The organism is Lyngbya sp. CCAP 1446/10, assembly GCF_026130175.1.
In the GTDB taxonomy this organism is placed as follows: Bacteria; Cyanobacteriota; Cyanobacteriia; order Cyanobacteriales; family Microcoleaceae; genus Microcoleus.
This window is the reverse complement of sequence record NZ_JAIGNI010000156.1, coordinates 1-22,294: the sequence shown is the minus strand read 5'-3', so window position 1 is coordinate 22,294 and position 22,294 is coordinate 1. Positions and strand designations below refer to the sequence as shown.

At 45.6% G+C, this 22,294-nt stretch carries 17 protein-coding genes and 1 CRISPR repeat array; of the genes, 12 read left to right on the top strand and 5 right to left on the bottom strand.

Going from position 1 to position 22,294, the window contains the following annotated elements; translation table 11 throughout:
• Positions 1-18 precede the first annotated feature (18 nt).
• The 11 genes from K4039_RS28615 to K4039_RS28565 all read left to right on the top strand — a co-directional run bounded on the left by K4039_RS28615 (position 19) and on the right by K4039_RS28565 (position 10,317).
• Positions 19-507: a hypothetical protein gene (locus K4039_RS28615; protein ID WP_265239901.1), complete on the top strand. Its 489-nt coding sequence runs from the start codon at positions 19-21 to the stop codon at positions 505-507.
• A gap of 236 nt (positions 508-743) precedes the next feature.
• Positions 744-2,630, top strand: coding sequence for a molecular chaperone DnaK (gene dnaK / locus K4039_RS28610; RefSeq protein WP_265239900.1), 1,887 nt, complete (start codon positions 744-746; stop codon positions 2,628-2,630).
• Positions 2,631-2,882: 252 nt separating this feature from the next.
• Positions 2,883-3,542: a head GIN domain-containing protein gene (locus K4039_RS28605; RefSeq protein WP_265239899.1), complete on the top strand. Its 660-nt coding sequence runs from the start codon at positions 2,883-2,885 to the stop codon at positions 3,540-3,542.
• 112 nt (positions 3,543-3,654) lie between these two features.
• Positions 3,655-3,924 carry a hypothetical protein gene (locus tag K4039_RS28600; protein WP_265239898.1) on the top strand — a complete coding sequence of 90 codons (270 nt, stop codon included), beginning with the start codon at positions 3,655-3,657 and terminating at the stop codon, positions 3,922-3,924.
• Positions 3,925-4,181: 257 nt separating this feature from the next.
• Positions 4,182-4,481 carry a hypothetical protein gene (locus tag K4039_RS28595; RefSeq protein WP_265239897.1) on the top strand — a complete coding sequence of 100 codons (300 nt, stop codon included), beginning with the start codon at positions 4,182-4,184 and terminating at the stop codon, positions 4,479-4,481.
• A 124-nt stretch (positions 4,482-4,605) separates the two neighbouring features.
• Entirely contained in the window at positions 4,606-5,589 is a 984-nt protein-coding gene (locus K4039_RS28590; RefSeq protein ID WP_265239896.1) for a J domain-containing protein, read from the top strand.
• A complete protein-coding gene (locus K4039_RS28585) occupies positions 5,586-5,882 on the top strand; it encodes a chaperone modulator CbpM (protein WP_265239894.1) in 297 nt (98 codons plus the stop codon). The genes K4039_RS28590 and K4039_RS28585 overlap by 4 nt, the downstream gene beginning before the upstream one ends.
• 235 nt (positions 5,883-6,117) lie before the next feature.
• Positions 6,118-7,215: a ferrochelatase gene (locus tag K4039_RS28580; protein ID WP_265239893.1), complete on the top strand. Its 1,098-nt coding sequence runs from the start codon at positions 6,118-6,120 to the stop codon at positions 7,213-7,215.
• Between the two features lie 11 nt (positions 7,216-7,226).
• Positions 7,227-7,949: a ZIP family metal transporter gene (locus tag K4039_RS28575; protein WP_265239891.1), complete on the top strand. Its 723-nt coding sequence runs from the start codon at positions 7,227-7,229 to the stop codon at positions 7,947-7,949.
• 130 nt (positions 7,950-8,079) lie between these two features.
• Entirely contained in the window at positions 8,080-9,165 is a 1,086-nt protein-coding gene (gene galT, locus K4039_RS28570) for a galactose-1-phosphate uridylyltransferase (protein ID WP_265239890.1), read from the top strand.
• Between the two features lie 54 nt (positions 9,166-9,219).
• Positions 9,220-10,317 (top strand): Xaa-Pro peptidase family protein, encoded by a 1,098-nt coding sequence (locus K4039_RS28565; RefSeq protein WP_265239889.1) that lies wholly within the window; start codon positions 9,220-9,222, stop codon positions 10,315-10,317.
• A 14-nt stretch (positions 10,318-10,331) separates the two neighbouring features.
• On the opposite strand, the gene K4039_RS28560 is transcribed toward K4039_RS28565, so the two are convergent.
• Both K4039_RS28560 and pdhA read right to left on the bottom strand, forming a co-directional pair.
• Complete coding sequence (locus tag K4039_RS28560) at positions 10,332-10,784, bottom strand: clan AA aspartic protease (RefSeq protein ID WP_265239888.1); 453 nt, start codon at positions 10,782-10,784, stop codon at positions 10,332-10,334.
• A 288-nt stretch (positions 10,785-11,072) separates the two neighbouring features.
• Positions 11,073-12,107 carry a pyruvate dehydrogenase (acetyl-transferring) E1 component subunit alpha gene (gene pdhA, locus K4039_RS28555; protein WP_265239887.1) on the bottom strand — a complete coding sequence of 345 codons (1,035 nt, stop codon included), beginning with the start codon at positions 12,105-12,107 and terminating at the stop codon, positions 11,073-11,075.
• A gap of 424 nt (positions 12,108-12,531) precedes the next feature.
• Between pdhA and K4039_RS28550 the strand changes: the two genes are divergently transcribed.
• Positions 12,532-14,847, top strand: coding sequence for an IMS domain-containing protein (locus K4039_RS28550; RefSeq protein ID WP_265239886.1), 2,316 nt, complete (start codon positions 12,532-12,534; stop codon positions 14,845-14,847).
• A 279-nt stretch (positions 14,848-15,126) separates the two neighbouring features.
• Positions 15,127-20,147: a CRISPR direct-repeat array (repeat unit 37 nt; unit sequence GTTTCAATCCCTAATAGGGTTTTAGTTTGATTGCGGC).
• A 254-nt stretch (positions 20,148-20,401) separates the two neighbouring features.
• Here the strand turns inward: K4039_RS28550 and cas2 are convergent.
• Genes cas2 through cas4 form a run of 3 tightly spaced genes read right to left on the bottom strand, consistent with a single transcriptional unit; the run spans position 20,402 to position 22,076 of the window.
• On the bottom strand, positions 20,402-20,674 hold the full coding sequence (gene cas2 / locus K4039_RS28545; protein WP_265239885.1) for a CRISPR-associated endonuclease Cas2: 273 nt from the start codon (positions 20,672-20,674) through the stop codon (positions 20,402-20,404).
• A gap of 15 nt (positions 20,675-20,689) precedes the next feature.
• Positions 20,690-21,694: a type I-D CRISPR-associated endonuclease Cas1d gene (gene cas1d, locus K4039_RS28540; RefSeq protein WP_265239884.1), complete on the bottom strand. Its 1,005-nt coding sequence runs from the start codon at positions 21,692-21,694 to the stop codon at positions 20,690-20,692.
• Positions 21,695-21,716: 22 nt separating this feature from the next.
• Complete coding sequence (gene cas4, locus K4039_RS28535) at positions 21,717-22,076, bottom strand: CRISPR-associated protein Cas4 (protein WP_321161674.1); 360 nt, start codon at positions 22,074-22,076, stop codon at positions 21,717-21,719.
• Between the last annotated feature and the right edge of the window lie 218 nt (positions 22,077-22,294).

The window sequence follows — 22,294 nt, the reverse complement described above, 5'->3', positions numbered from 1 at the left end:
TGGAGACAAGCATAGCTCATGAAGTATAGAATTATTGCTTTGGGATTGTCACTCTTTCTATACGGAATAGCACTTACCTTGCCTTGTCTACTTTTTGAGATAGTTCCTAGAGAAATATCAATAGAGCACCTAAAAGATTATGGGAGTTTTTATGAAATGAATGGGCTTGAAGTTACTGGTTGGGGAATATTAGGATTGCTGTTCCTGCAAATTCCAGCCTTGGGTTGGTTAGCTAATCCCGTTTATTGGTTATCTTGCATATTTTTTGTTCGACAGCAATATAAGTTCTCAGCAATTACTTCCTTAACTGCGATCGCTATAGGCTTTGGCGGAACACTATCAGCATTTTGGTTTAATTTACCTAATGGTAGTAATCTTTTCTCTGTATTGGTATTGCACAAACTGTTAGCTGGTTTCTGGGTATGGCTTAGTGCCCCTGGCTTGCTAGGTTTTATTTCCGTATTTTACCTAGTGAAAATGACCCAATATCCAGAAAAATCTACTTGATTTTCAGTTCAATTCTTTCAGGCTTACGGGGCCCGTGTAAACAAACCGAATACTTCTTTTGTAGCAAAATTTTGTAAAAATGGTATGAGGTGCGTCGCTGTGAGATTGTCGCTCGAATCTAGGGATTTTCTCTGAACGATACACCCTACAACTAATGTTGCATAAGTTTTGAGTAATAGCATTATATCCAAATGCAGAATAGCTCACATCAAAATCTAATTTAGGAATTTAAAATCATGGCAAAAGTTGTTGGAATTGATTTAGGTACGACTAACTCTTGTATTGCAGTTATCGAAGGTGGAAAACCGATCGTGATTGCCAATGCCGAAGGACAACGCATCACGCCTTCTGTAGTTGCGTATACCAAAACGGGCGATCGCCTGGTTGGTCAAATTGCCCGCAGACAGGCGGTAATGAATACAGAGAATACGTTCTACTCCGTGAAACGATTTATCGGACGCAAATACGATGAAATCACTCACGAAGCGAGCGAAGTTTCTTACAAAGTCATCCGCGATAATAATGGAAATGTCAAGCTGGATTGTCCGGCGCTAAAAAAACAGTTCGCGCCTGAAGAAATTGCTGCTCAAGTCTTGCAAAAACTTACGGATGATGCTAGCAAATACTTGGGAGAACGGGTGACGCAAGCAGTAATTACAGTGCCTGCTTACTTCAATGATTCGCAACGTCAAGCAACCAAAGATGCAGGCAAAATTGCTGGGTTAGAGGTACTCCGCATTATTAATGAACCGACGGCAGCAGCGCTTGCCTATGGTTTGAACAAAAAGGGCAATGAAACGATTTTAGTGTTCGATTTAGGGGGCGGTACCTTCGATGTTTCGATTCTAGAAGTGGGAGAATGTGTGTTTGAAGTCAAATCTACCAGTGGGGATACTCACTTAGGCGGCGATGACTTCGATAAAAAGATTGTCGATCGCATTGCTGACGAATTTCAGCGTAACGAAGGCATTGATTTACGCAATGATAAGCAAGCCCTCCAACGATTAACCGAAGCGGCAGAAAAAGCCAAAATCGAACTCTCTAATGCGACTCAAACGACGATTAATCTGCCGTTCATTACGGCAACCAATGATGGGCCCAAGCACCTGGATATCACCTTAACTAGGGCAGATTTTGATAAACTGTGTTCAGATTTGCTCGATCGCTGCCGTATCCCAGTTGAGCAGGCCTTGAAGGATGCCAATCTCAGCAGTGAAAATCTCGATGAAGTTGTGCTAGTCGGCGGTTCTACGCGAATTCCAGCCGTGCAGCAACTTGTCCGACGGATCACAAATAAAGATCCAAATCAGGGCGTTAACCCCGATGAAGTGGTGGCTATTGGGGCAGCAATTCAAGCCGGGGTGCTGGCTGGAGAAGTAAAAGATGTTCTGCTGCTCGATGTCACACCGCTTTCTTTGGGCGTAGAAACTATGGGCGGGGTAATGACAAAAATTATTCCCCGCAATACCACAATTCCTGTCAAGAAATCGGAGACTTTTTCGACGGCTGCGGATGGCCAAACAAATGTCGAGATTCATGTTTTGCAGGGAGAACGAGAATTAGTCAACGATAACAAAAGTTTGGGAACGTTCCGGTTTGATGGTATTCCTCCGGCCCCGCGCGGCGTGCCACAAATTGATGTGACGTTCGATCTAGATGCCAATGGTTTACTATCAGTAACTGCGAAAGATCGCGCCACTGGCAAAGCACAATCAATTACGATTTCTGGTGCTTCTACTCTGAATCAAGCCGATGTGGAACGCATGGTGCGCGATGGGGAAACTCATGCTGAGGAAGATCGAAAACGGCGCGAGCAGATTGATACCAAAAACAATGCAGATTCGCTGGTTTATCAATCGGAAAAACAACTGGAAGATTTGGACGGTCAAGTTTCTGATGCGGATAAGGAGCGGGCGCACTCATTGATTGGAGATTTGCGATCGGCAATTAGTCAAGAAAACTACGATCAAATGCGATCGCTCACAACGGATCTCAAACAAGCCCTGATGCAAATCGGTAGCGCCGTTTACGCCAAAGCTGGTGCGGATGCGAGCAATCCTAATCCCGCCAATCCACCGTCGGGAAACAGCGAGGAAGATGTGATTGATGCTGATTTTGTCTAAATAGACAAGATTGCAAAAATCCTTTTAATCAAGTTTTTGGGCAGGCAGAACACCTATCCCACAACAAAAAATAATTTTTGTGGGATGGGCCGGAGAGCCCGTCCTAGGTATTTTTACAATCTTGTCTAATGAGCAAAGTAAACATGAGGACAAAACCTAGCGTCCAAATAATTATGCCTAGGGACTTCTGAACTATTTCATGGCGCTTATCTTGTTCCTGATGACCTATGTTTTGAGTGAAAGAAAGACCCCATGAAAATATTGACACTGCTCAGCATTGGATTAGTTATCGGCTTGGCGGGATGCAATCTCATTAGTAACACCTCCAACGTCAAAGGAAGTGGTAATGTTAAGACCGAGAAAAGATCGCTTGCTTCCTTCGATTCTCTAGACGCGAACTATGTTGGTTCGATCCAAGTGCGTTCTCAAGGGCAGGAGAGTCTCGAAATTAGTGGCGATGATAACATCATCCCATTAATTACTACTAAAGTTAAAAATGGTACTTTGTACATCCGACCCACTAAAGGATACAATCCTCAGCAAAAACTACAAATTATTATATCCACTCCCGATCTTAAAAAGTTTGTCTTCGATGGAGTAGGTAAAGCTAATCTATCAAATGTAAAGAACGACCGATTGGAGATAGTGGTGAATGGTGTCGGGGATTTCAGTGCATCTGGTGAAACAAAGGAAGCAGATATTACATTATCGGGTGTCGGAAGTTTAGACGCGAAGAATTTACATACTGTAAACGCGAAGGTAAATTCGACTGGAGTAGGTAATGTTGATATATATGTGACGGGGAAACTGGATGCAAAGACATCTGGTGTAGGGGAAATCAATTACTATGGTAGCCCGAAAATCGTCAACAGCCAGGCTGAAGGGATTGGGAAAATAAACAGAGATAAATGATGTGCGATCGGCTGAGTAGGTAAAATCTCATGGAGTCAAATATTTTATGCTGAACTCTATCGCCTTCATCAGATTCGTTCATTCCGCAATCTTCATATTCTTCAATGTAATCATGGCAGTTATATTATATGAGGTTACTGCTGACAAAATCTCAATTCTCACATGGATTGCCGTTGCTTTATTCGCGATCGAAGTCATCGTTCTCATCGCCAACAATTGGACTTGTCCCCTGACGACTTACGCTGAAAGCTTGGAATCTTATCACGGTCAAACAACCGACATTTTCTTTTTGCCAAAGTGGTTTGGCGATCGGATGTTCATATTCTATGGTGGCTTGCTTGCAGTTGCACTTCTGCTTCTCGTGATTAGATTGTTGAGTTGAGGGAAAAAACTTGGTCAGTCTAATCTTAGAAATGTTGCTATAACGATTCGGGATGTTTTGACCGATCGCAATTAACATACATGAGGAGCGTCCAATCTATGGATACGACAATTGCCATCGCGCAAATTTTGATTCCAGTAGCATTGTTGCCGATCGTTTTTAATCAGTTATAATAAAGGAAGCCAATTAATCACAAATCCTGCTGATTTTCTAGTTTAAAATAAGCAAACTAAACCACAACTCAAGAGGTTCCCATCATGAATGACGAATCAATGATAGCTCAAGCAGCAGTTCCCAATCAAGCCGCCGCCGAAGCTCTACAAACGATCGCCGGAAAAAATCATTATGCTGGAGGTAATGCACTGTTGGCCGCCGAAGCCGAGGCAGGAGCCGAAATCGATCCTTCTGCGATCGATCGCTCAGCAGCGACCAATTTTGCTGGCAATCCAGCCACAGATCCAACAGAGGCAAAGCGGTTTACCACAAATGAAGACTTTCAACAACTCAGTGAAGAAGGAGATTTATCACTGACAAACGATGTTCCCAGTGCAGAATAATCGGATTTTGAATGTCAAATAAATTCACCTAATTAAACGTCAAATACGGATCGCTCAAAATGTCGCTGTGTATGTCTTCTTCCTTCTTCCTTCTTCCTTCTTCCTTCTTCCTTCTACTTAAATCATGCCAACTGCAACCGACTTCAAAGATTACTACACCATTCTGGGAGTTAGCAAAACTGCAACTCCTGAAGAAATCAAGCGAGCATATCGCAAACTTGCCCGCAAACATCATCCAGATGTGAATCCCGGCAATCCAGAAGCTGAGGATAAGTTCAAAGATTTGAATGAAGCCAACGAGGTTTTATCAAATCCTGAAACGCGCAGCAAGTATGACCAATTTGGGCAGCACTGGAAGCAAGCAGGGGCTGGCGGCGCTCCTCCTAGAGGAAGTAGCACGAATACCGGGGGATTTGATTTCGATCCGTCCACCAATTTCGATCAATACAGCAATTTTGATGATTTTCTCAAGGATTTGCTGGGTCGCGGTGGCCAAACTCGATCGCGACAAACTCATTCGGGCACCTCGAATCAGGCTGATGATTTTGCGGGATTTCGCACTCAAGCACCTGCACCTGATACTGAAGCGGCGATCGCCCTTTCGCTTTCAGAAGCCTTTCACGGCGTGCAGAAACGCTTGCAGTTGGACAATGAAACCCTTAACGTTCGCATTCCCGCAGGTGCTAAATTAGGCAGTCGGATTCGGCTGAAAGGAAAAGGTCGCGTCAGCCCTTTTTCTCAACAGCGAGGCGATTTGTATCTGACAATCGAACTATTTCCCCATCCCTTTTTTAAGTTTTCAGGTGATAACTTAACTTGCGAGGTTCCTATTCGCCCAGATGAAGCTGTTTTAGGTACTCAAATGCAAGTGCCAACGCCAGATGGGGGTGTGATGATGACTGTGCCGAAAGGGGTAAATTCCGGGCAATCGCTGCGACTGCGCGGCAAGGGTTGGATATTACCGAAAGGCGATCGCACCGATCTAATTGTGAAACTTCTGATCGTGTCTCCGAAGGAGTTGAGTGAAATCGAGCAGGAGTGTTATGAAAAAATTAAGGCGAGTAGCAATTTTAACCCGCGTTCTGCAATAGAAGAGGTGAGACTATGACGGAATTTAGCTTGTCCACTATGGTTGTTTCCGAAAATGGCGATCGGCTGTATACGTTTGAATATGCAGCTTTGGTGACGGAAACTTCAACGATGATAATTGAGCAATTTGTGCAAGTGGGGTTGATTGAGCCGATCGGCTCAATGCTACACGCGCGGGAAATTGCGCGCATTGGTCAAATCCAACGGTTGCGCCAAGATTTAGGACTAAATCTCGTAGGGGCGGTAATGGTTGTAGATATGGCGCAGGAAATCGCCCAACTTCGGGCCAGGCTAAAAGCATTGGAGTCTTGACTTGAGAAAATATTGGTTCTGTCATCTTCATGACTTACGCATGGGTGGTAAAAAACCGGGTTTTTTCACAAAAATACTTCTTTGCAACCCGCAGATTCAGTAAAAAAACTGGTTTCTTTGTTCTTGATTCGTCCATAACCATTAATCAAATTTGATGCCGATCTAGTCTTTGTTCTGCAATATTTTTTGCAACAAAACCGCTTTTGAAATATTTAACATTCAACCCAATAATCCAATGATTAATCATCAATTTCAATCGACAGATTCCGCCGCCGCTCAAAGTGAAAATCGCGTTGCAGTGTTGCTGGCAGGTTATGGTGAAGTGCAATCTTACCGCGATCTGAGTCGCTACAATCAAGCTGCAACTAAGTACATCGCGGCTCAGTTTGTGCCAATCCCAGATTGGCTGTACCCCTTGGCTGGCAAGTTTCTGGCGCTTCAAGATTTGTACAATTTTGGGGTCAAGCATCATCAGTTCATGTCACCGGAAAATGAGATATTTGAAAAACAGCGCCTCGGCATTGAAACACAGTTGCAAGACCGATGGGGCGATCGCGTGCAAGTTTTCAAGGGATTTTATTTTTGTCAACCTTTTGTGCAGCAGGTTGTCGCAGACCTGATTCAGCAGGGCTTTGGGAATTTATTGATCTATCCTTTGCTGGTTGTCGCTTCTGCCTTTACGGGAGCAATTGCGATCGAACAAGTCAATGAAGTTATTGCAGCAAACGCACCTGAGAATAATCCTCAATACTCTCCATTTAAATCAGTTCGTTACATTCCATCGTTTGCAACTGAACCTGCTTATGTTGATTTGATAGTGCATCAACTTGAGGAAACGCTGACTGAACTTTTTGCCGATCGCTTTTTTGAGTCTCGAATTGGCATTATACTCACCGTTCATGGTGGACCAGAGCGAGCCAAAGGACTGTTGACTGGTGTGATTGATGGACAAGCACTTTGTGATGCTGTGCGATCGCAATTGCAACAGCGATATCCGTTAATTTCGATTGGCTGGATTAATCATGATATGCCGTTCATTAATTGGTCACAACCCGACATAAAACAAGCTGCACAAAGCTTGATTAAAGCAGGTGCCCAAGCGATTGTATTTAAACCACTCGGTTGGGCAACTGAGAATTATGAAACCATTCTTGATGTGGAGGATGCCATTCAATCTTTACGCAGTAAGTATCCAACTGTAACTTATGTGCGGCTAGATTGCGTCAATGACGATCCTGATTTTTTAAAGATTGCAGCAGCATGGGCAAATCCTCAGATTGAAGCCATGTTGGCCGCACAGCCACTCACGGTTGATACTCACAGTTCTAGATAGGTTGACAAGTCATGCAAGCATTTATTTTTGCTCTCATACTGTCAGCCTTACCTGTTCTTAGTAACTTCATCGGTGCTATGCTTGCCGAAGCATTACCGTTATCAAAAAAAACATTAGGACTGGCATTGCACTCTGCTGCTGGCGTGCTACTGGCGATCGCCTCCACCGAACTGCTGCCCAGAGTTATTTCAGCTAAACCAGTCTGGGCAACTATTCTGGCACTGTTTGTTGGAGGAGCTTTTTTTGTATGGGTTAATCAACTTCTCAACTTGAGCAAGAATCGCCTACAGGGCATCGATCACAATACGGTTGGTTGGGTGATATTTCTCAGTATTGCGATCGATTTGTTTGGCGATGGATTAATGATTGGAACCAGTCTGACAATTTCGGAACATTTAGGAATAACGCTGGCATCGGCGAGAGTCGTTGCTCACATTCCAGAAGGATTTGTGACCAATGCAGAGTTTAGAAGTCAAAATATGCCGCGCGGACAGCGATTTTTGTTGCTGGCTGCCTTTCTGATCCCGGTTTGGCTGGGTGCAACTCTCGGTTATTGGGGATTGCGCGGACAATCTGAGCTTCCTAAGCTAGTTGTGCTGGCATTTACAACGGGGACTCTGATAACTGCGATCGTCGAAGAAATTATTCCTGAAGCGCATCAAACTCAGGATACCAACTGGTCTAGTTTGACATTTATTGGAAGTTTTGCTCTTTCACTACTATTTTCTACCTAGACTTTCATCTGTGCCAAAACCAGGCGTTGATCGCTTTCTCATGCACTTTGCGACTTTAGATAGGGGCGGGTTTTCGACACAGGAAGTTAGAATTATAAAATCTCTCAAAACAGATCGCCCGCCGAAAAAAATGCACTCCCAAATATTGCAAAAACCAGACGGCCGCCCACTCACACTCTACAGCCGCTACCCAATCCCAGAAGGCATCGTGGCGGTAAGTCCCAGCAACGAGCCCGTACAAGCAAACCCACATTTTCGCTGGCATCCTTTGCGCGGGGAATGGGTAGCATATGCCAGCCACCGCCAGGGCAGAACATTCATGCCGCCGCCGGAATACAATCCGCTGGCTGCGACAATTAACCCCAAGTTTCCCACAGAATTACCCCAGGGAAAATACGACGTAGCAGTTTTTGACAACCGCTTTCCATCGATGAGTTTGCAGGCAAATAATGCACCTACAAGTATTGTCGAAACTCTGCCCGCTAACGGCATTTGCGAAGTGGTAGTATTTACTCAAGATCCACAAGCTTCTTTGGGTTCTTTGGAGTTGAGTCACTTAGAATTGCTGTTAGAAGTATGGGCCGATCGCACTTCAGTGATTGGCAGCAATCCCGAAATTCAATACGTCTTACCGTTTGAAAATCGCGGCGTCGAAGTCGGAGTAACTTTGCACCATCCCCACGGTCAAATTTACGCTTATCCGTTCGTGCCGCCAGTGCCGGCGCGGATGTTAGAATGTCAGTCGGTTTACTATCAAAAAAATAGTAGCGGTTTGCTGCAAGATTTGATTCAAAAAGAGATTGCTGACAAACAGCGAATTCTTTATTTAGACGAAGAGGCGATCGCCTTTGTGCCCGCTTGCGCCCGCTATCCTTACGAAGTGTGGATTGCCCCGATCGCACCAACTGCTACATTTATCGATCTTACCGAAAAACAGCGTCAAGCACTTGCCAAGGCCTTAAAAACAGTCGCGCTTAAATATGACGGTTTGTGGCAGCGCCAATTCCCTTATTTGATGGCTTGGTTTCAAGCGCCCACAGACGGAAAGCCTCACCCGGAGGCGCATCTGCACGCTGAGTTTTATCCGCCATATCGATCGAGCGATCGGCTAAAATACTTAGCAGGAACCGAACTAGCAGCCGGAATGTTTGCTAACGATGCTTTACCGGAAGAAAAGGCTAAAGAATTGCAAGCAGTAACGGTCAATCTATTTTAGATTTTGGATTGAAAGATTGAAGAATTGAAGAATTAACTCGATATCAATTGCTTTATGATAAACTCATTAAACCCAGAAGTTGACAGCAAACTCGAATTCATCCGCAAAGCCTTAACCGAAACAGGAGCGATCGCCCTGCGGTTGCGTGGCACTGATTGGTTTGCTTGGGCTACCGCCGGCGGTTCCCATACAGTATTGCTTACCGCAGAAACCGGAGTTGCAGAAATATTAATTACCGCCGAAAATGCTTTTGTGCTGACAGATGAAATCGAAGCCCAGCGCTTGCAAGATGAAGAAGTTCCAGCCAACTTTCAAATGCACATCTATCCTTGGGCGGATGTTGCACAGCGCGAAGCTTTTGTCAAAGAAATTACTGCGGGCGGTAACGTGATGAGCGATCGACCAAATTCCCAAGAAACACCAATAATCGCATCTTTACAGTCTCGCAAACAGACAATGATGTCAAGCGAATTAGAGCGATATCGGCGAGTCGGGCGTTTAGCCAGCGAAGCGATGACAGAGGTACTTTCAGCCGCCAAACCGGAATGGACAGAATATCAATTAGCGGGTGCCGGTGCAGAGGCTTTGTGGGCGAGAGGTTTGCATCCAGCCCTGACATTAGTGGCTGGAGAAAGACGTTTACCGCTATACCGCCACGCCACCGCTACCGCCGAACAAATCGGGAAGCAAGCCATGTTAGTATTCTGCGCTAGGGGAAACGGTTTGTATGCAAATTTAACCCGATTTGTCTGTTTTGGTTCTTTGGAAAAACAGCATTCAGAGTTACACCGACAAGTCCGAGAAATTGAAGCAGCCGCCTTAGATTCTTGTCGCCAGGGAGTATCGCTGAATGCGGTTTATGATACCCTAAAAACAGCTTACGAACAGCACGGATATCCTCAAGCAATTCGCGAACACCATCAAGGCGGAACTACCGGATATTTAGCGCGGGAAATTGTGGCGAATCCGGCTACTTCAGAGATTTTAGCAGTAAATATGGCTGTGGCTTGGAATCCGAGTTTGTCGGGAGCAAAAATTGAGGATACGTTTGTAATTGGTAGCGATGGAACTTTGGAAAATTTGACTTTCGATCCCAGTTGGCCGAGTGTAGAAGTCGCGGGAAGGTTGCGGCCTGTGCCGAAAATAGTTTAAAGTTTTGAGATTGCTTAAACTCTCAAAACAGGTCTTTCGGGATTTTCGGGATTGGGAACTAAACGCTGATTCTTGCAATCTACTAGCAAATCTAAAGTTTCTAACACAGTTTGACCGATTAGCACGATATCGCCTAAAACCATTGCCGCCTCAATCGTCTCGCGCCCTTCGATTTCCACAATCACAGGCCCATTCAATTCTACTATTTCTTGTCGGCCATCAGCATACTTTGCTATTTCCTGACTCCGAATTCTTAAACCTAGGTGTTCACAAACTTCTACGGGAATTGCTGTGCGTACTACGCCAGTATTTATCACTGCTTCTGCTTCGTAAACGCGCAGAAGATTTGGGTTGAGCAATCCTCGATTAACCAAGCCTTCATCAATGGCATTGGTTAGCTTGACTTTGACTCGAACTGCACCCATATTTTTGGTTATTTGACTTAGATTGCGATCGATATTTATCATACCGCCTCTCTTTGCGTATAGAAAGTATACCTTCAATTATATCTTGCACATTAGTGCAGCCACAGGTTTTAACCTGTAGGCTGCAACCGCACGCAAAATATCTCTAAAGATTACCAGAAAGAATTGGTTTAAAGTCTCTCCCTTTTAGGGGGAAATTAAACGAAGACTATTCATTACTCCAATCCTATTCCTTCTTTTGTCAACTGTCAACTGTTAACTGTCAACTGTTAACTGTCAACTGTCAACTGTCAACTGTCAACTGTCAACTGTCAACTGTCAACTGAATGACTAATCTTCAGCATAGATATAGCGATACAATTCGCTCGGATCGGGTTCGGGGCTGTTCTCCGCAAACTCTACCGCATCATCAATTACAGCTTCGATCTTTTTGTCGATCGCCTTTAATTCCTCAGCAGTAGCCAAAGTTCGATCGATCAAATCAGCAGCCAACTTCTTAATCGGATCGCGGGGGAACCAATATTCCTTCTCTTCCTTAGAGCGCAACTCATCAGGATCGGCTAAAGAATGACCCCGAAAGCGATAAGTCAAGGCCTCGATGAGCGTCGGGCCTTCGCCAGCCCGCGCCCGTGCTATGGCTTCCTTGGCGACTTCCCGCACGGCCAAAACATCCATCCCGTCAACCTCGAATCCAGCCATGCCAAAAGCATGAGCTTTTTTGTAAATCAAGGGGTCAGAAGTAGCTCGCTCGTGGGCCATGCCGATCGCCCATTTGTTGTTTTCCACAACATAAAGAATCGGCAACTTCCACAAAGCAGCCATATTCAAACACTCGAAAAACTGCCCGTTATTTGCAGCACCATCGCCAAAAAAACAAGCTGTTACGCCATCGGAACTCTCATCGCCCAAAGCTTCGCGCCGATACTTCGATTGAAAAGCCGCCCCCGTAGCTACAGGAATCCCCTCAGCCACAAAAGCATAACCTCCCAACAGCCGATGTTCTGCCGAAAACATATGCATCGAACCGCCGCGGCCCTTCGAGCAACCGGTTTCCTTCCCGAACAACTCCGCCATCACTTCCCGCGCCGGTACGCCCGCGCTTAAAGCGTGAACGTGATCGCGGTAGGTGCTGCTGACATAATCCGTACTATCCCGGCGCATCGATCGAATCACGCCAGTCGAGACAGCTTCCTGGCCGTTGTACAAGTGGACAAAACCAAACATTTTGCCCCGGTAGTACATCTCAGCGCACTTGTCTTCAAAAAAACGCCCCAAAACCATATCCTCGTAGAGCATCAAGCCCTCATCGCGAGAAATAGTTACGCTCTGTGCGTCAAAAACTGGTAAAACCCGTTCCTCAGCCATAAAAAATTAATACCCGATCGGCGAACTAGACAGCTTAAATCGAACCATACTCAAATCACTGTAAACCGAGATTGGACACAACCGCAGCAGAAAATGGTCGCCCATTTTCAAGCGCAGCAGTTACAAGGATTGTTAAAATGAGCTTAGTATGGGAAATTTGCCAAAATTGGGAGAGCCAACTGCCACATCGACCCACTGCGGTTGTGTCTAAAACTTAAGATCGGTCTTGTTCAAAGTGGGGCGGGATGCCAACCTCACTCTAAAACGCCCTAGAGGGAAACAGTCGGAGTACCTTGAAGGAAGTTCTCGATATCCTTAACAGGACTCAGAAGCTCAGATCAAAATCATATTTTTTTAATTTGATGTGAGAGCATCACCTAAGATAGGCTAATTCAGTTGCTAGCGCTTTGGGGAAGTGGACGCTGTGTTAATTCCACTAGATTACTACCGGATTTTGGGTCTACCGATTCAAGCTACTGCCGAACAGTTGCAGCAGGCTCACCGCGATCGCACTTTACAACTTCCGCGCCGGGAGTATTCCGAAGTTGCGATCGTCGCCCGCAAACAATTGATCGATGAAGCCTGCGCCGTTCTGTCAGACTCAGACGGGCGCAAAGCTTATGATGCCAATTTTTTAGCCAAAACATACGATCGAGAGTCGGAAGCAGCAATTGCAGCCAAGCAGAGGTTGAAAACCTCATCTGGGCAAGCCACATTCCTGCAAGATGCAGGAGAAACCGTTGCGGCAGAGTCTAAAGCCTTAGACGCTGCTCCCGACCCCCACACTCCAAGTATTGAAATCGATGACAACCAATTCGTAGGAGCCCTGCTCGTACTGCAAGAACTGGGGGAATACGAACTCGTACAGAAGCTGGGGCGCCCGTATCTCAACAATGGCAGCATCGCGATCGACGAAGCCCGCTTCGGCGACCCGCAGCTCGTGCGGCCCGACATAGTTTTAACCGTAGCCCTGGCCTGCCTAGAACTCGGCCGGGAACAGTGGCAACAAGGTCAATACCAAAATGCCGCCAAATCACTAGACGCAGGTCAAGAACTGCTGCTGCGCGAAAGCTTATTTCCAAGCGTGAGGGGTGAAATGCAAACCGATATATACAAACTCCGTCCGTACAACATTTTAGAATTACTATCGCTCCCCGAAGAAAAAGTCTCCGAGCGCCGCCAAGGACTGCAAATCCTGCGAGAAATGCTCGAAGAACGGGGCGGTATCGATGGATCGGGGGACGATCGCTCCGGTTTAGGAATAGAAGACTTCCTCCGCTTCGTCCAGCAACTACGCAAACACCTAACCAGTAGCGAGCAGCAGACCCTATTTGAAGCTGAAGCCGGCCGCCCCTCCGCAGTCGCCACTTACCTCTCGGTCTACACCCTGTTAGCCCAAGGATTTGCGGCCAGACAGCCCGCGATGATCCGCCGCGCCAAGCTGATGCTGATGCAGCTCGGCCGCCGCCAAGACGTTCACCTCGAAAAAGCCGTGTGTTCCTTGCTGCTGGGCCAAACAGAAGAAGCCAGCAGAGCTCTCGAACTCAGTTCGGAAAAAGAACCCCTCGCCTTCATTCGCGAGCATTCCCAAGATTCTCCCGATTTGTTGCCGGGACTGTGCTTGTACGCCGAACACTGGCTGCAAGAAGAAGTGTTTCCTCACTTCCGCGACTTGGCAAACCAGTCAGTCTCTTTGAAAGATTATTTTGCTGACCCGAAAGTCCAAGCTTATTTAGAAGCTTTGCCTTCGGATGCAGAAACGGCCAACGAATGGGTTGTGGTGCAGCCCCGATCGGGCAAACCCCAGGGACGACTGCAACCAACTGGCGATCGCCCGCCCGCGGCGACACAGCCGCCCGCAGCCAAACAGGTAGCCAGTAGTGTCAGCTTGACCCCCGTACCGGCAGACACCTCCAGCGCAGATTCAGCGCCGAAATACCAGGCAACGGTGGCAGGAATCGGGGCAGTGGCGGCCGTCTCTCTCCCGACAACTACGGCGGGACGCCCCGCAGCCTCGACCTCCAAACCGCGCCGGAGCCACAGTTCAAGCCGACGCAGCGGAGGGATCGGTCAGGGGTTAACAGGCAGTTTTGCCGATCGGGCGCGCACCATAGCAGCCCAAATTTCCGCCCAAGTCAAGTCCATGCCACCAAACAAGCTGGCCCTGCTTGTAATCGCAATCGTCCTGAGTCTCTTAATGCTGTGGTTAATACTCAGTCTGTTGGCTAACGCGATGCAAGCCCTCTCAGGCCCATCCCTGCAAGGAGAACAACCCTCCGTCAGCCTGGAAGCACCGCCCATAGAAATCCCCGCCTTAACTGCGGCCCCAGAACCCAGCGCCCCCGCCCCAGTATCGGGAGAAATCACTGACGAAGCAGCGGGACAAATAGTTCAAAGCTGGCTGTCAGCGAAAGCAGCGGCTTTAGGCCCAAACCACGCTGTGGAAGAATTAAAGCAAGTTCTCACGGAACCGGCTTTGTCTCGCTGGCAATTGATGGCCGAAGCTCAACAGAAAAATAACGCCCACCAGCGTTATGTACACAAGCTAGAAGTTAAAGGAGTTAAGACAAATCCGACAAATCCCGATCGGGCAGAAGTAGAAGCGCAGGTAAGCGAAAAGGCCGAAGTGTTCGATCGCGATCAGCTAGTTACTTCCCGCAACGAAAACCTACGTATCCGCTACGACTTAATCCGCCAAGATGGACAGTGGCGGATTATGGATTGGCAAGTGATGAAGTAAGGAATTGGTAATGGGTAATTGGTAATTAGTAATTTATGGTTACTGATTGCTAATTACCAATTGCTGATTATTAATAGTCACAGGATGCGTCGCTCGCTCAAAAAATCCCTAACTAATACCAAGGATGAAAAGTATTGCTACTACCGAAATTAGAGGATTTCATCTGTAGGGAAACGGCAAGGTGGAGTATCAGGTGGGGGGTTATGTTTAGGAAAGATAATTTGTGTAGTATAAATAATTGTAGCAAAATTTTGTGAAATTGGTATTAGCTATGGACAAGTTTCAATCCCTAATAGGGTTTTAGTTTGATTGCGGCCTTCCCGGCCCCTGTAAAAAGGGGCTTTTTTGTTGTTTCAATCCCTAATAGGGTTTTAGTTTGATTGCGGCCTGCACCTCCCCCATCATATCTACAATTGGCGGCGTTTCAATCCCTAATAGGGTTTTAGTTTGATTGCGGCTCCCAATCGGTCAAAGTTCTCCCCGCCAGCAGCAGGTTTCAATCCCTAATAGGGTTTTAGTTTGATTGCGGCGCTGATGTCTTGCAGGCGGCTTCGGGCCCGCAAGTTTCAATCCCTAATAGGGTTTTAGTTTGATTGCGGCGTGAGTCGAGCGTCTGCGCAAAGGGCATCGCTGTATGTTTCAATCCCTAATAGGGTTTTAGTTTGATTGCGGCTAGAATTCACAGATTTCAGAGGGGGTGCTGCCAGAATTGTTTCAATCCCTAATAGGGTTTTAGTTTGATTGCGGCCGAGAACTGTCGGTGGAGTAGCGGCCTTTATATGGTTTCAATCCCTAATAGGGTTTTAGTTTGATTGCGGCGCGGACATTGTACTTCCTTTCATTAGGGGTGACGTTTCAATCCCTAATAGGGTTTTAGTTTGATTGCGGCTTGAGGTCGCAGCGCTTCTTTTTTTAGCTGCCAATGCTCGTTTCAATCCCTAATAGGGTTTTAGTTTGATTGCGGCTGGTGCGTATTTGCCAGCGCGGAACCCCGGAACCGACCTTGTTTCAATCCCTAATAGGGTTTTAGTTTGATTGCGGCAAATATTTAAATTGGCTGCTACGAATATCAGCATGTTTCAATCCCTAATAGGGTTTTAGTTTGATTGCGGCGCCATTTTCGAGGGTGTAACACCTTGCCAATTATGAGTTTCAATCCCTAATAGGGTTTTAGTTTGATTGCGGCTCTAACAAACGCGGAGATGATTGAAAATAATCAGGTTTCAATCCCTAATAGGGTTTTAGTTTGATTGCGGCTTTCTTGCGAACATCAGCATAACCCATGCGATGGTTTCAATCCCTAATAGGGTTTTAGTTTGATTGCGGCCCGATCTGACTCTCGAATTCAACCGTCGGCATTTGTTTCAATCCCTAATAGGGTTTTAGTTTGATTGCGGCTTTTGCAATCATCGATCAAGCGATTGCCGTAATAGTTTCAATCCCTAATAGGGTTTTAGTTTGATTGCGGCGCGACCCATATATCTGCGCAAATTGCCATTAATCCACGTTTCAATCCCTAATAGGGTTTTAGTTTGATTGCGGCAGAGCCGTGCCGGGCGAAGGCCCATCTTTAAATTTCGAGTTTCAATCCCTAATAGGGTTTTAGTTTGATTGCGGCATGGTTGTTATCTAGTGCGGAAGTTCGATCACTTATTGGGTTTCAATCCCTAATAGGGTTTTAGTTTGATTGCGGCTTTAGTTATCTATATCTTTTTTGCCATGCAACAGCTTAAAGTTTCAATCCCTAATAGGGTTTTAGTTTGATTGCGGCTTAAGCTGTCCGCTGGGTTCTGCGAGGTGTTGGTTTCAATCCCTAATAGGGTTTTAGTTTGATTGCGGCCTTGTGTTAAAGATCCATCTCCAGCCGTAACTTATACGTTTCAATCCCTAATAGGGTTTTAGTTTGATTGCGGCCAGGCCCTGGCAAGATGGCAATTTTAGCGATCGCACTTTGCAGTTTCAATCCCTAATAGGGTTTTAGTTTGATTGCGGCTGCTGATGCTTTGGCGCTGGCTATTTATGGATGGGTTTCAATCCCTAATAGGGTTTTAGTTTGATTGCGGCTGATGTTTTTAAGGAGTATTTCAGCCTCTTTAATGTGTTTCAATCCCTAATAGGGTTTTAGTTTGATTGCGGCATCGCATTTACAATACACGAATCGCACAAAGGCTTTGTTTCAATCCCTAATAGGGTTTTAGTTTGATTGCGGCGCCATAATTATTCCTATAAAATTCTATTATAGCAGTTTCAATCCCTAATAGGGTTTTAGTTTGATTGCGGCGCAAGAATTTGCGCGAAAAGTACAACAAAATATTGTTTCAATCCCTAATAGGGTTTTAGTTTGATTGCGGCTTGGGCCCGGTCGGGCGATGGGATTTCCCTTTTCGGCAGTGGGTTTCAATCCCTAATAGGGTTTTAGTTTGATTGCGGCCTGAATATTGGCAGATTCTATATTCACCCTCAGGTTTCAATCCCTAATAGGGTTTTAGTTTGATTGCGGCTATAGGTGTGATAGAGGCTTGTACTACTTTTAGCCGTGTTTCAATCCCTAATAGGGTTTTAGTTTGATTGCGGCTGAGGTTTAGGGTGCTACCCGGTTTAGGGTTCAGCGTTTCAATCCCTAATAGGGTTTTAGTTTGATTGCGGCTATTCAGCAGGTTTTACTTAAAGTAACAATAAATTGTTTCAATCCCTAATAGGGTTTTAGTTTGATTGCGGCTGCACGAGCCGCTGATTTCGGTCTACTAAGCACCATGTTTCAATCCCTAATAGGGTTTTAGTTTGATTGCGGCGGGGCCACCATTCAGCCTGCGCTATGTCAGACTACGTTTCAATCCCTAATAGGGTTTTAGTTTGATTGCGGCCCAACAGTGACGTTTTGAGCGCGATATTACCGTAAATGTTTCAATCCCTAATAGGGTTTTAGTTTGATTGCGGCTGTGTCGATTCCTCCAATGGGTCTAATGTCATCAGGGTTTCAATCCCTAATAGGGTTTTAGTTTGATTGCGGCCCACTAACCACGACTTCCCCAACCGTTAATTCACGTTTCAATCCCTAATAGGGTTTTAGTTTGATTGCGGCCCTTAATTGCTAGCTTGTAGCCAGAATGCTTGAGTTTCAATCCCTAATAGGGTTTTAGTTTGATTGCGGCTCGGAAAGTGCGTGTTCACCTACTACTTAATAATGTTTCAATCCCTAATAGGGTTTTAGTTTGATTGCGGCGAAAGGCGAGCGGCAGGGGATACTTACCCTTGCTGTTTCAATCCCTAATAGGGTTTTAGTTTGATTGCGGCCGGGTACAGTCGTCAAGATGGGTCGGTATGATTGGAGCATAGGTTTCAATCCCTAATAGGGTTTTAGTTTGATTGCGGCCAAATTGCCATTAACCCACGAAAGCACCTGGGTCACCGTGTTTCAATCCCTAATAGGGTTTTAGTTTGATTGCGGCTTGGCTTGCCGTACAAGCATAGCCCTCACCCGCGCGATAGGTTTCAATCCCTAATAGGGTTTTAGTTTGATTGCGGCCCTGCACAATTCCAGCATCCGATGGTTTCAAATTCGTTTCAATCCCTAATAGGGTTTTAGTTTGATTGCGGCACGAATTGCGTCATGCGCCCAGCAGAGAGCCATCCAATTAGGTTTCAATCCCTAATAGGGTTTTAGTTTGATTGCGGCGTTCTCCCTCTGGTGCTAAATGAGTTAAAAGCCCGGAGGTTTCAATCCCTAATAGGGTTTTAGTTTGATTGCGGCCAAAGCGAGGCTTCCCACTGATTATCACTTATCTTGTTTCAATCCCTAATAGGGTTTTAGTTTGATTGCGGCCTAAATTCTTAGCAGAAAATACAGCCGAAATCTCGTTTCAATCCCTAATAGGGTTTTAGTTTGATTGCGGCTTGGCTAGGGATTTCCCCTAATTTCCTTGCCTAGTTGGTAGTTTCAATCCCTAATAGGGTTTTAGTTTGATTGCGGCGTTTGCTCAAAAGTGGGAATTCAAGAGGATGTTGTTTCAATCCCTAATAGGGTTTTAGTTTGATTGCGGCGATGGCTTATTGTCTGAAAATATCTCGCAAAAATTTTAGTTTCAATCCCTAATAGGGTTTTAGTTTGATTGCGGCTTTTGAGATTTACAGTCACCGGAATTTGTTTTGTTTCAATCCCTAATAGGGTTTTAGTTTGATTGCGGCGCCTGTCATCATAATTAGTCGGTGGCCCATTTATGAGTTTCAATCCCTAATAGGGTTTTAGTTTGATTGCGGCTTTAGCCAAATTTCGATCGTATTCCCCGGGGTTCGTTTCAATCCCTAATAGGGTTTTAGTTTGATTGCGGCTCTGGCATCAATCCAAAGGCTGTCAGTGTGCATTCTCGGGTTTCAATCCCTAATAGGGTTTTAGTTTGATTGCGGCGGTTGTGCGCTGCCATCGGGGCATTGCTTTTCTCAACAGGTTTCAATCCCTAATAGGGTTTTAGTTTGATTGCGGCTTTCGATTTGGGAATGTGGGAGTAATTCCCCAATTCCAAGTGGTTTCAATCCCTAATAGGGTTTTAGTTTGATTGCGGCTCTAAGGCAAGCTGCAAGAAGTAGCAATTGCGAGTAGAGTTTCAATCCCTAATAGGGTTTTAGTTTGATTGCGGCTCAGAGGTTGATGGCAGTCCTGACGATGACAGGGTTTCAATCCCTAATAGGGTTTTAGTTTGATTGCGGCCTTATGTACCTCACTTTCAAAAATTGAATCAAAGATCTGAAGTTTCAATCCCTAATAGGGTTTTAGTTTGATTGCGGCTTTTTCGGGCGTGGAGGATTTTATCAAAGATCTGTTTCAATCCCTAATAGGGTTTTAGTTTGATTGCGGCCCGGGAAATCATCGGGAACTGTCGGGAACGTTCCGACCGAAGTTTCAATCCCTAATAGGGTTTTAGTTTGATTGCGGCTCGCGATGATTACCATAATCCCGATTCTGCCGAAAGAGTTTCAATCCCTAATAGGGTTTTAGTTTGATTGCGGCTTGACTACTACCAAGCGGGCATCCACAAGCACGCGCCGGATGTTTCAATCCCTAATAGGGTTTTAGTTTGATTGCGGCTATAGTCGCGCAAAGAACTTATCAGTCTCGTCAGTTTCAATCCCTAATAGGGTTTTAGTTTGATTGCGGCATGAGGATGTCGCGTATGGTAGGTGCGTCAGTCCAGTTTCAATCCCTAATAGGGTTTTAGTTTGATTGCGGCTTGGGGTCAATGCCTTGGTAAGGCTGAAGCTCTGCGGGGTTTCAATCCCTAATAGGGTTTTAGTTTGATTGCGGCCGCCGGTGTCTGGGAGGCTTGCACTATAAGGTTTTCAAGGTTCAGTTGCGTCTGAATGAAATTAATATACTATTTCACCGATCGCCCTGTCAAGGGGGCAAAATTCAAATAGACCTCAAACTCTCTCCCAGTAAAGTTTTCAGCATTTGCGTCTGACCCGCATGAGGTACAAACCACCGCAAACCCATTCCTAGTAAAGCTCTCAGCCATTAAAATTCACCCCCTCCTTTCAACACCCATAGCCAGACGCAAAATCACACCATAAAGATCGTAGTATCCAGCGGTGCCCGGCCGCCAATCCGCTCAATCTTGCCCTGACAGCAAGCGCACAAAAAATGAAACAGAATACTATCCTCATCAGACTTAATCACCCGGCCCAGACGTTGGCGCATCCGGGCATACTGAGTATCCGTCACATCGCAATGAAACACCGAATACTGCTTCCATTCCCCATAAGACTTGAGAATCTTGTGAATCTTAGTGCGGCGGTTGTCCTCAGATATATCGTAGCAAACCAGAACAAACATAACTTGATTGTCTCCCTATTTCAAAAACAAAGGTGGATACTTATCAACTTCACCCATCAAATACTTAGCCATCAGCCGCCCTTGAATTTCAAAAGCTTCTTGATAGGTGCACAGCTTTCCCATAACTGGATGCTTGAACTTTGACTGTTTCTTTTGCTCGTAAAGCCGCAAAAAATTGTGCAACCCTTCTTTTGTCAAAGAAACCGCGCCACTCAAAGGTTCAGCCGTAAAATCACTTGGAGAAACTTTCTGCAAATTGATCGCTGCTAACACCACAGCATCAACTACCAAAGGTCTAAATTCTTCCATCAAGTCCAGCGCTAAAGAAGGACGCCCGTAGCGCTCAAAATGCAAATATCCCAAATACGGATCGAACCCGATAATATTCACCGCACTTTGAACATCGTGTCGCAACAGAGAATATCCCAAACTCAACAGAGAATTTACCGGATCGGTAGGCGGACGGCGGCGGCGAACTTCAAAGCTAAATTCCGGCACCCGAATCAGCCGGTTGAAGCAGCCAAAATAAGTCGCACTACCCGCCCCCTCTAATCCTCGCAGCGAATTAATATTTGAAGTTTTATCAACCGATGCAATTACTTCTTTCAATTGTGCGATCGGTTTTTCAAAATCTGGTTGAGAATATTTGCGCTGGCACTCTAACAACGTAGTCCGGTAATTCTTGAGCTTTCCCCGTACAAACCCCCTGACTAAATGCACCGCTTGTTCCGATTCACCGGCAGCTTTCCACTGAGCTTTTCGCACAAAGATATTCTTAGTCATTTCCGGTTCCAGCCTCCCTAAATAGCGTCCGTTTGCCGTCAGAAAGCTTAAGGGTATGTGACGTTCCAACAATTCCACAACAACAGCCGGAGAAACCGTAGCGCGTCCCAATACAACAACACCGTCAATTCTAATTAATGGCACGTCGATGAGAGTTTTTTTGTCAGCTTTAACGGTAAGGCGTTCGTCTAATTTGCCGATAAAAGCATCTTCTGGCGTAATGTAAACAGTTCCCATTGTGAATTCTCCTATTTGCAGGTTAACTTGCTTCTTGATAGCGGTTGACTTTGGTAGCAGCTTGGGGCATACATTGGGAAGAAAGACTACATCCCGAACACCGAGCGCTGTAAACTGGTAACGGGATATTTCCCGATCGCCAAAGAGTAGCGACTTTTTCAATAGTTGCGATCGCCTCCTGTCTCAAACCCTCACAAATCTCCACCTTTTGCCGCTGGTGCGACTGCGCGTAATACACATATCCAGTCGCAATACTTTTCCCCGTCATCTCTTCCAAACACAAAGCTTGCGCGCACACTTGCAACTCATCATTATCCCATTCCCCTTTCTTGCCGCGCTTGTATTCAACCGGATACAATTCACCATTCTCCGATTCAATCAAATCCGACTTAGGAATGAAAATTTAATAACCTCAGCGGTGTATAATAAATAAATGAGTGAATATGAATAGGTTCATGTTTCGGTATTGATGTCAAATATTATACCTACTTGGTTCTTCTTATGTCGCCCATGATTTGTTGATTTGAATCATTAATTCTAACTTAATTTATGTATTACTCAGACGAAATTACTGCTTTAATGCTCCAACATCATCAGTCT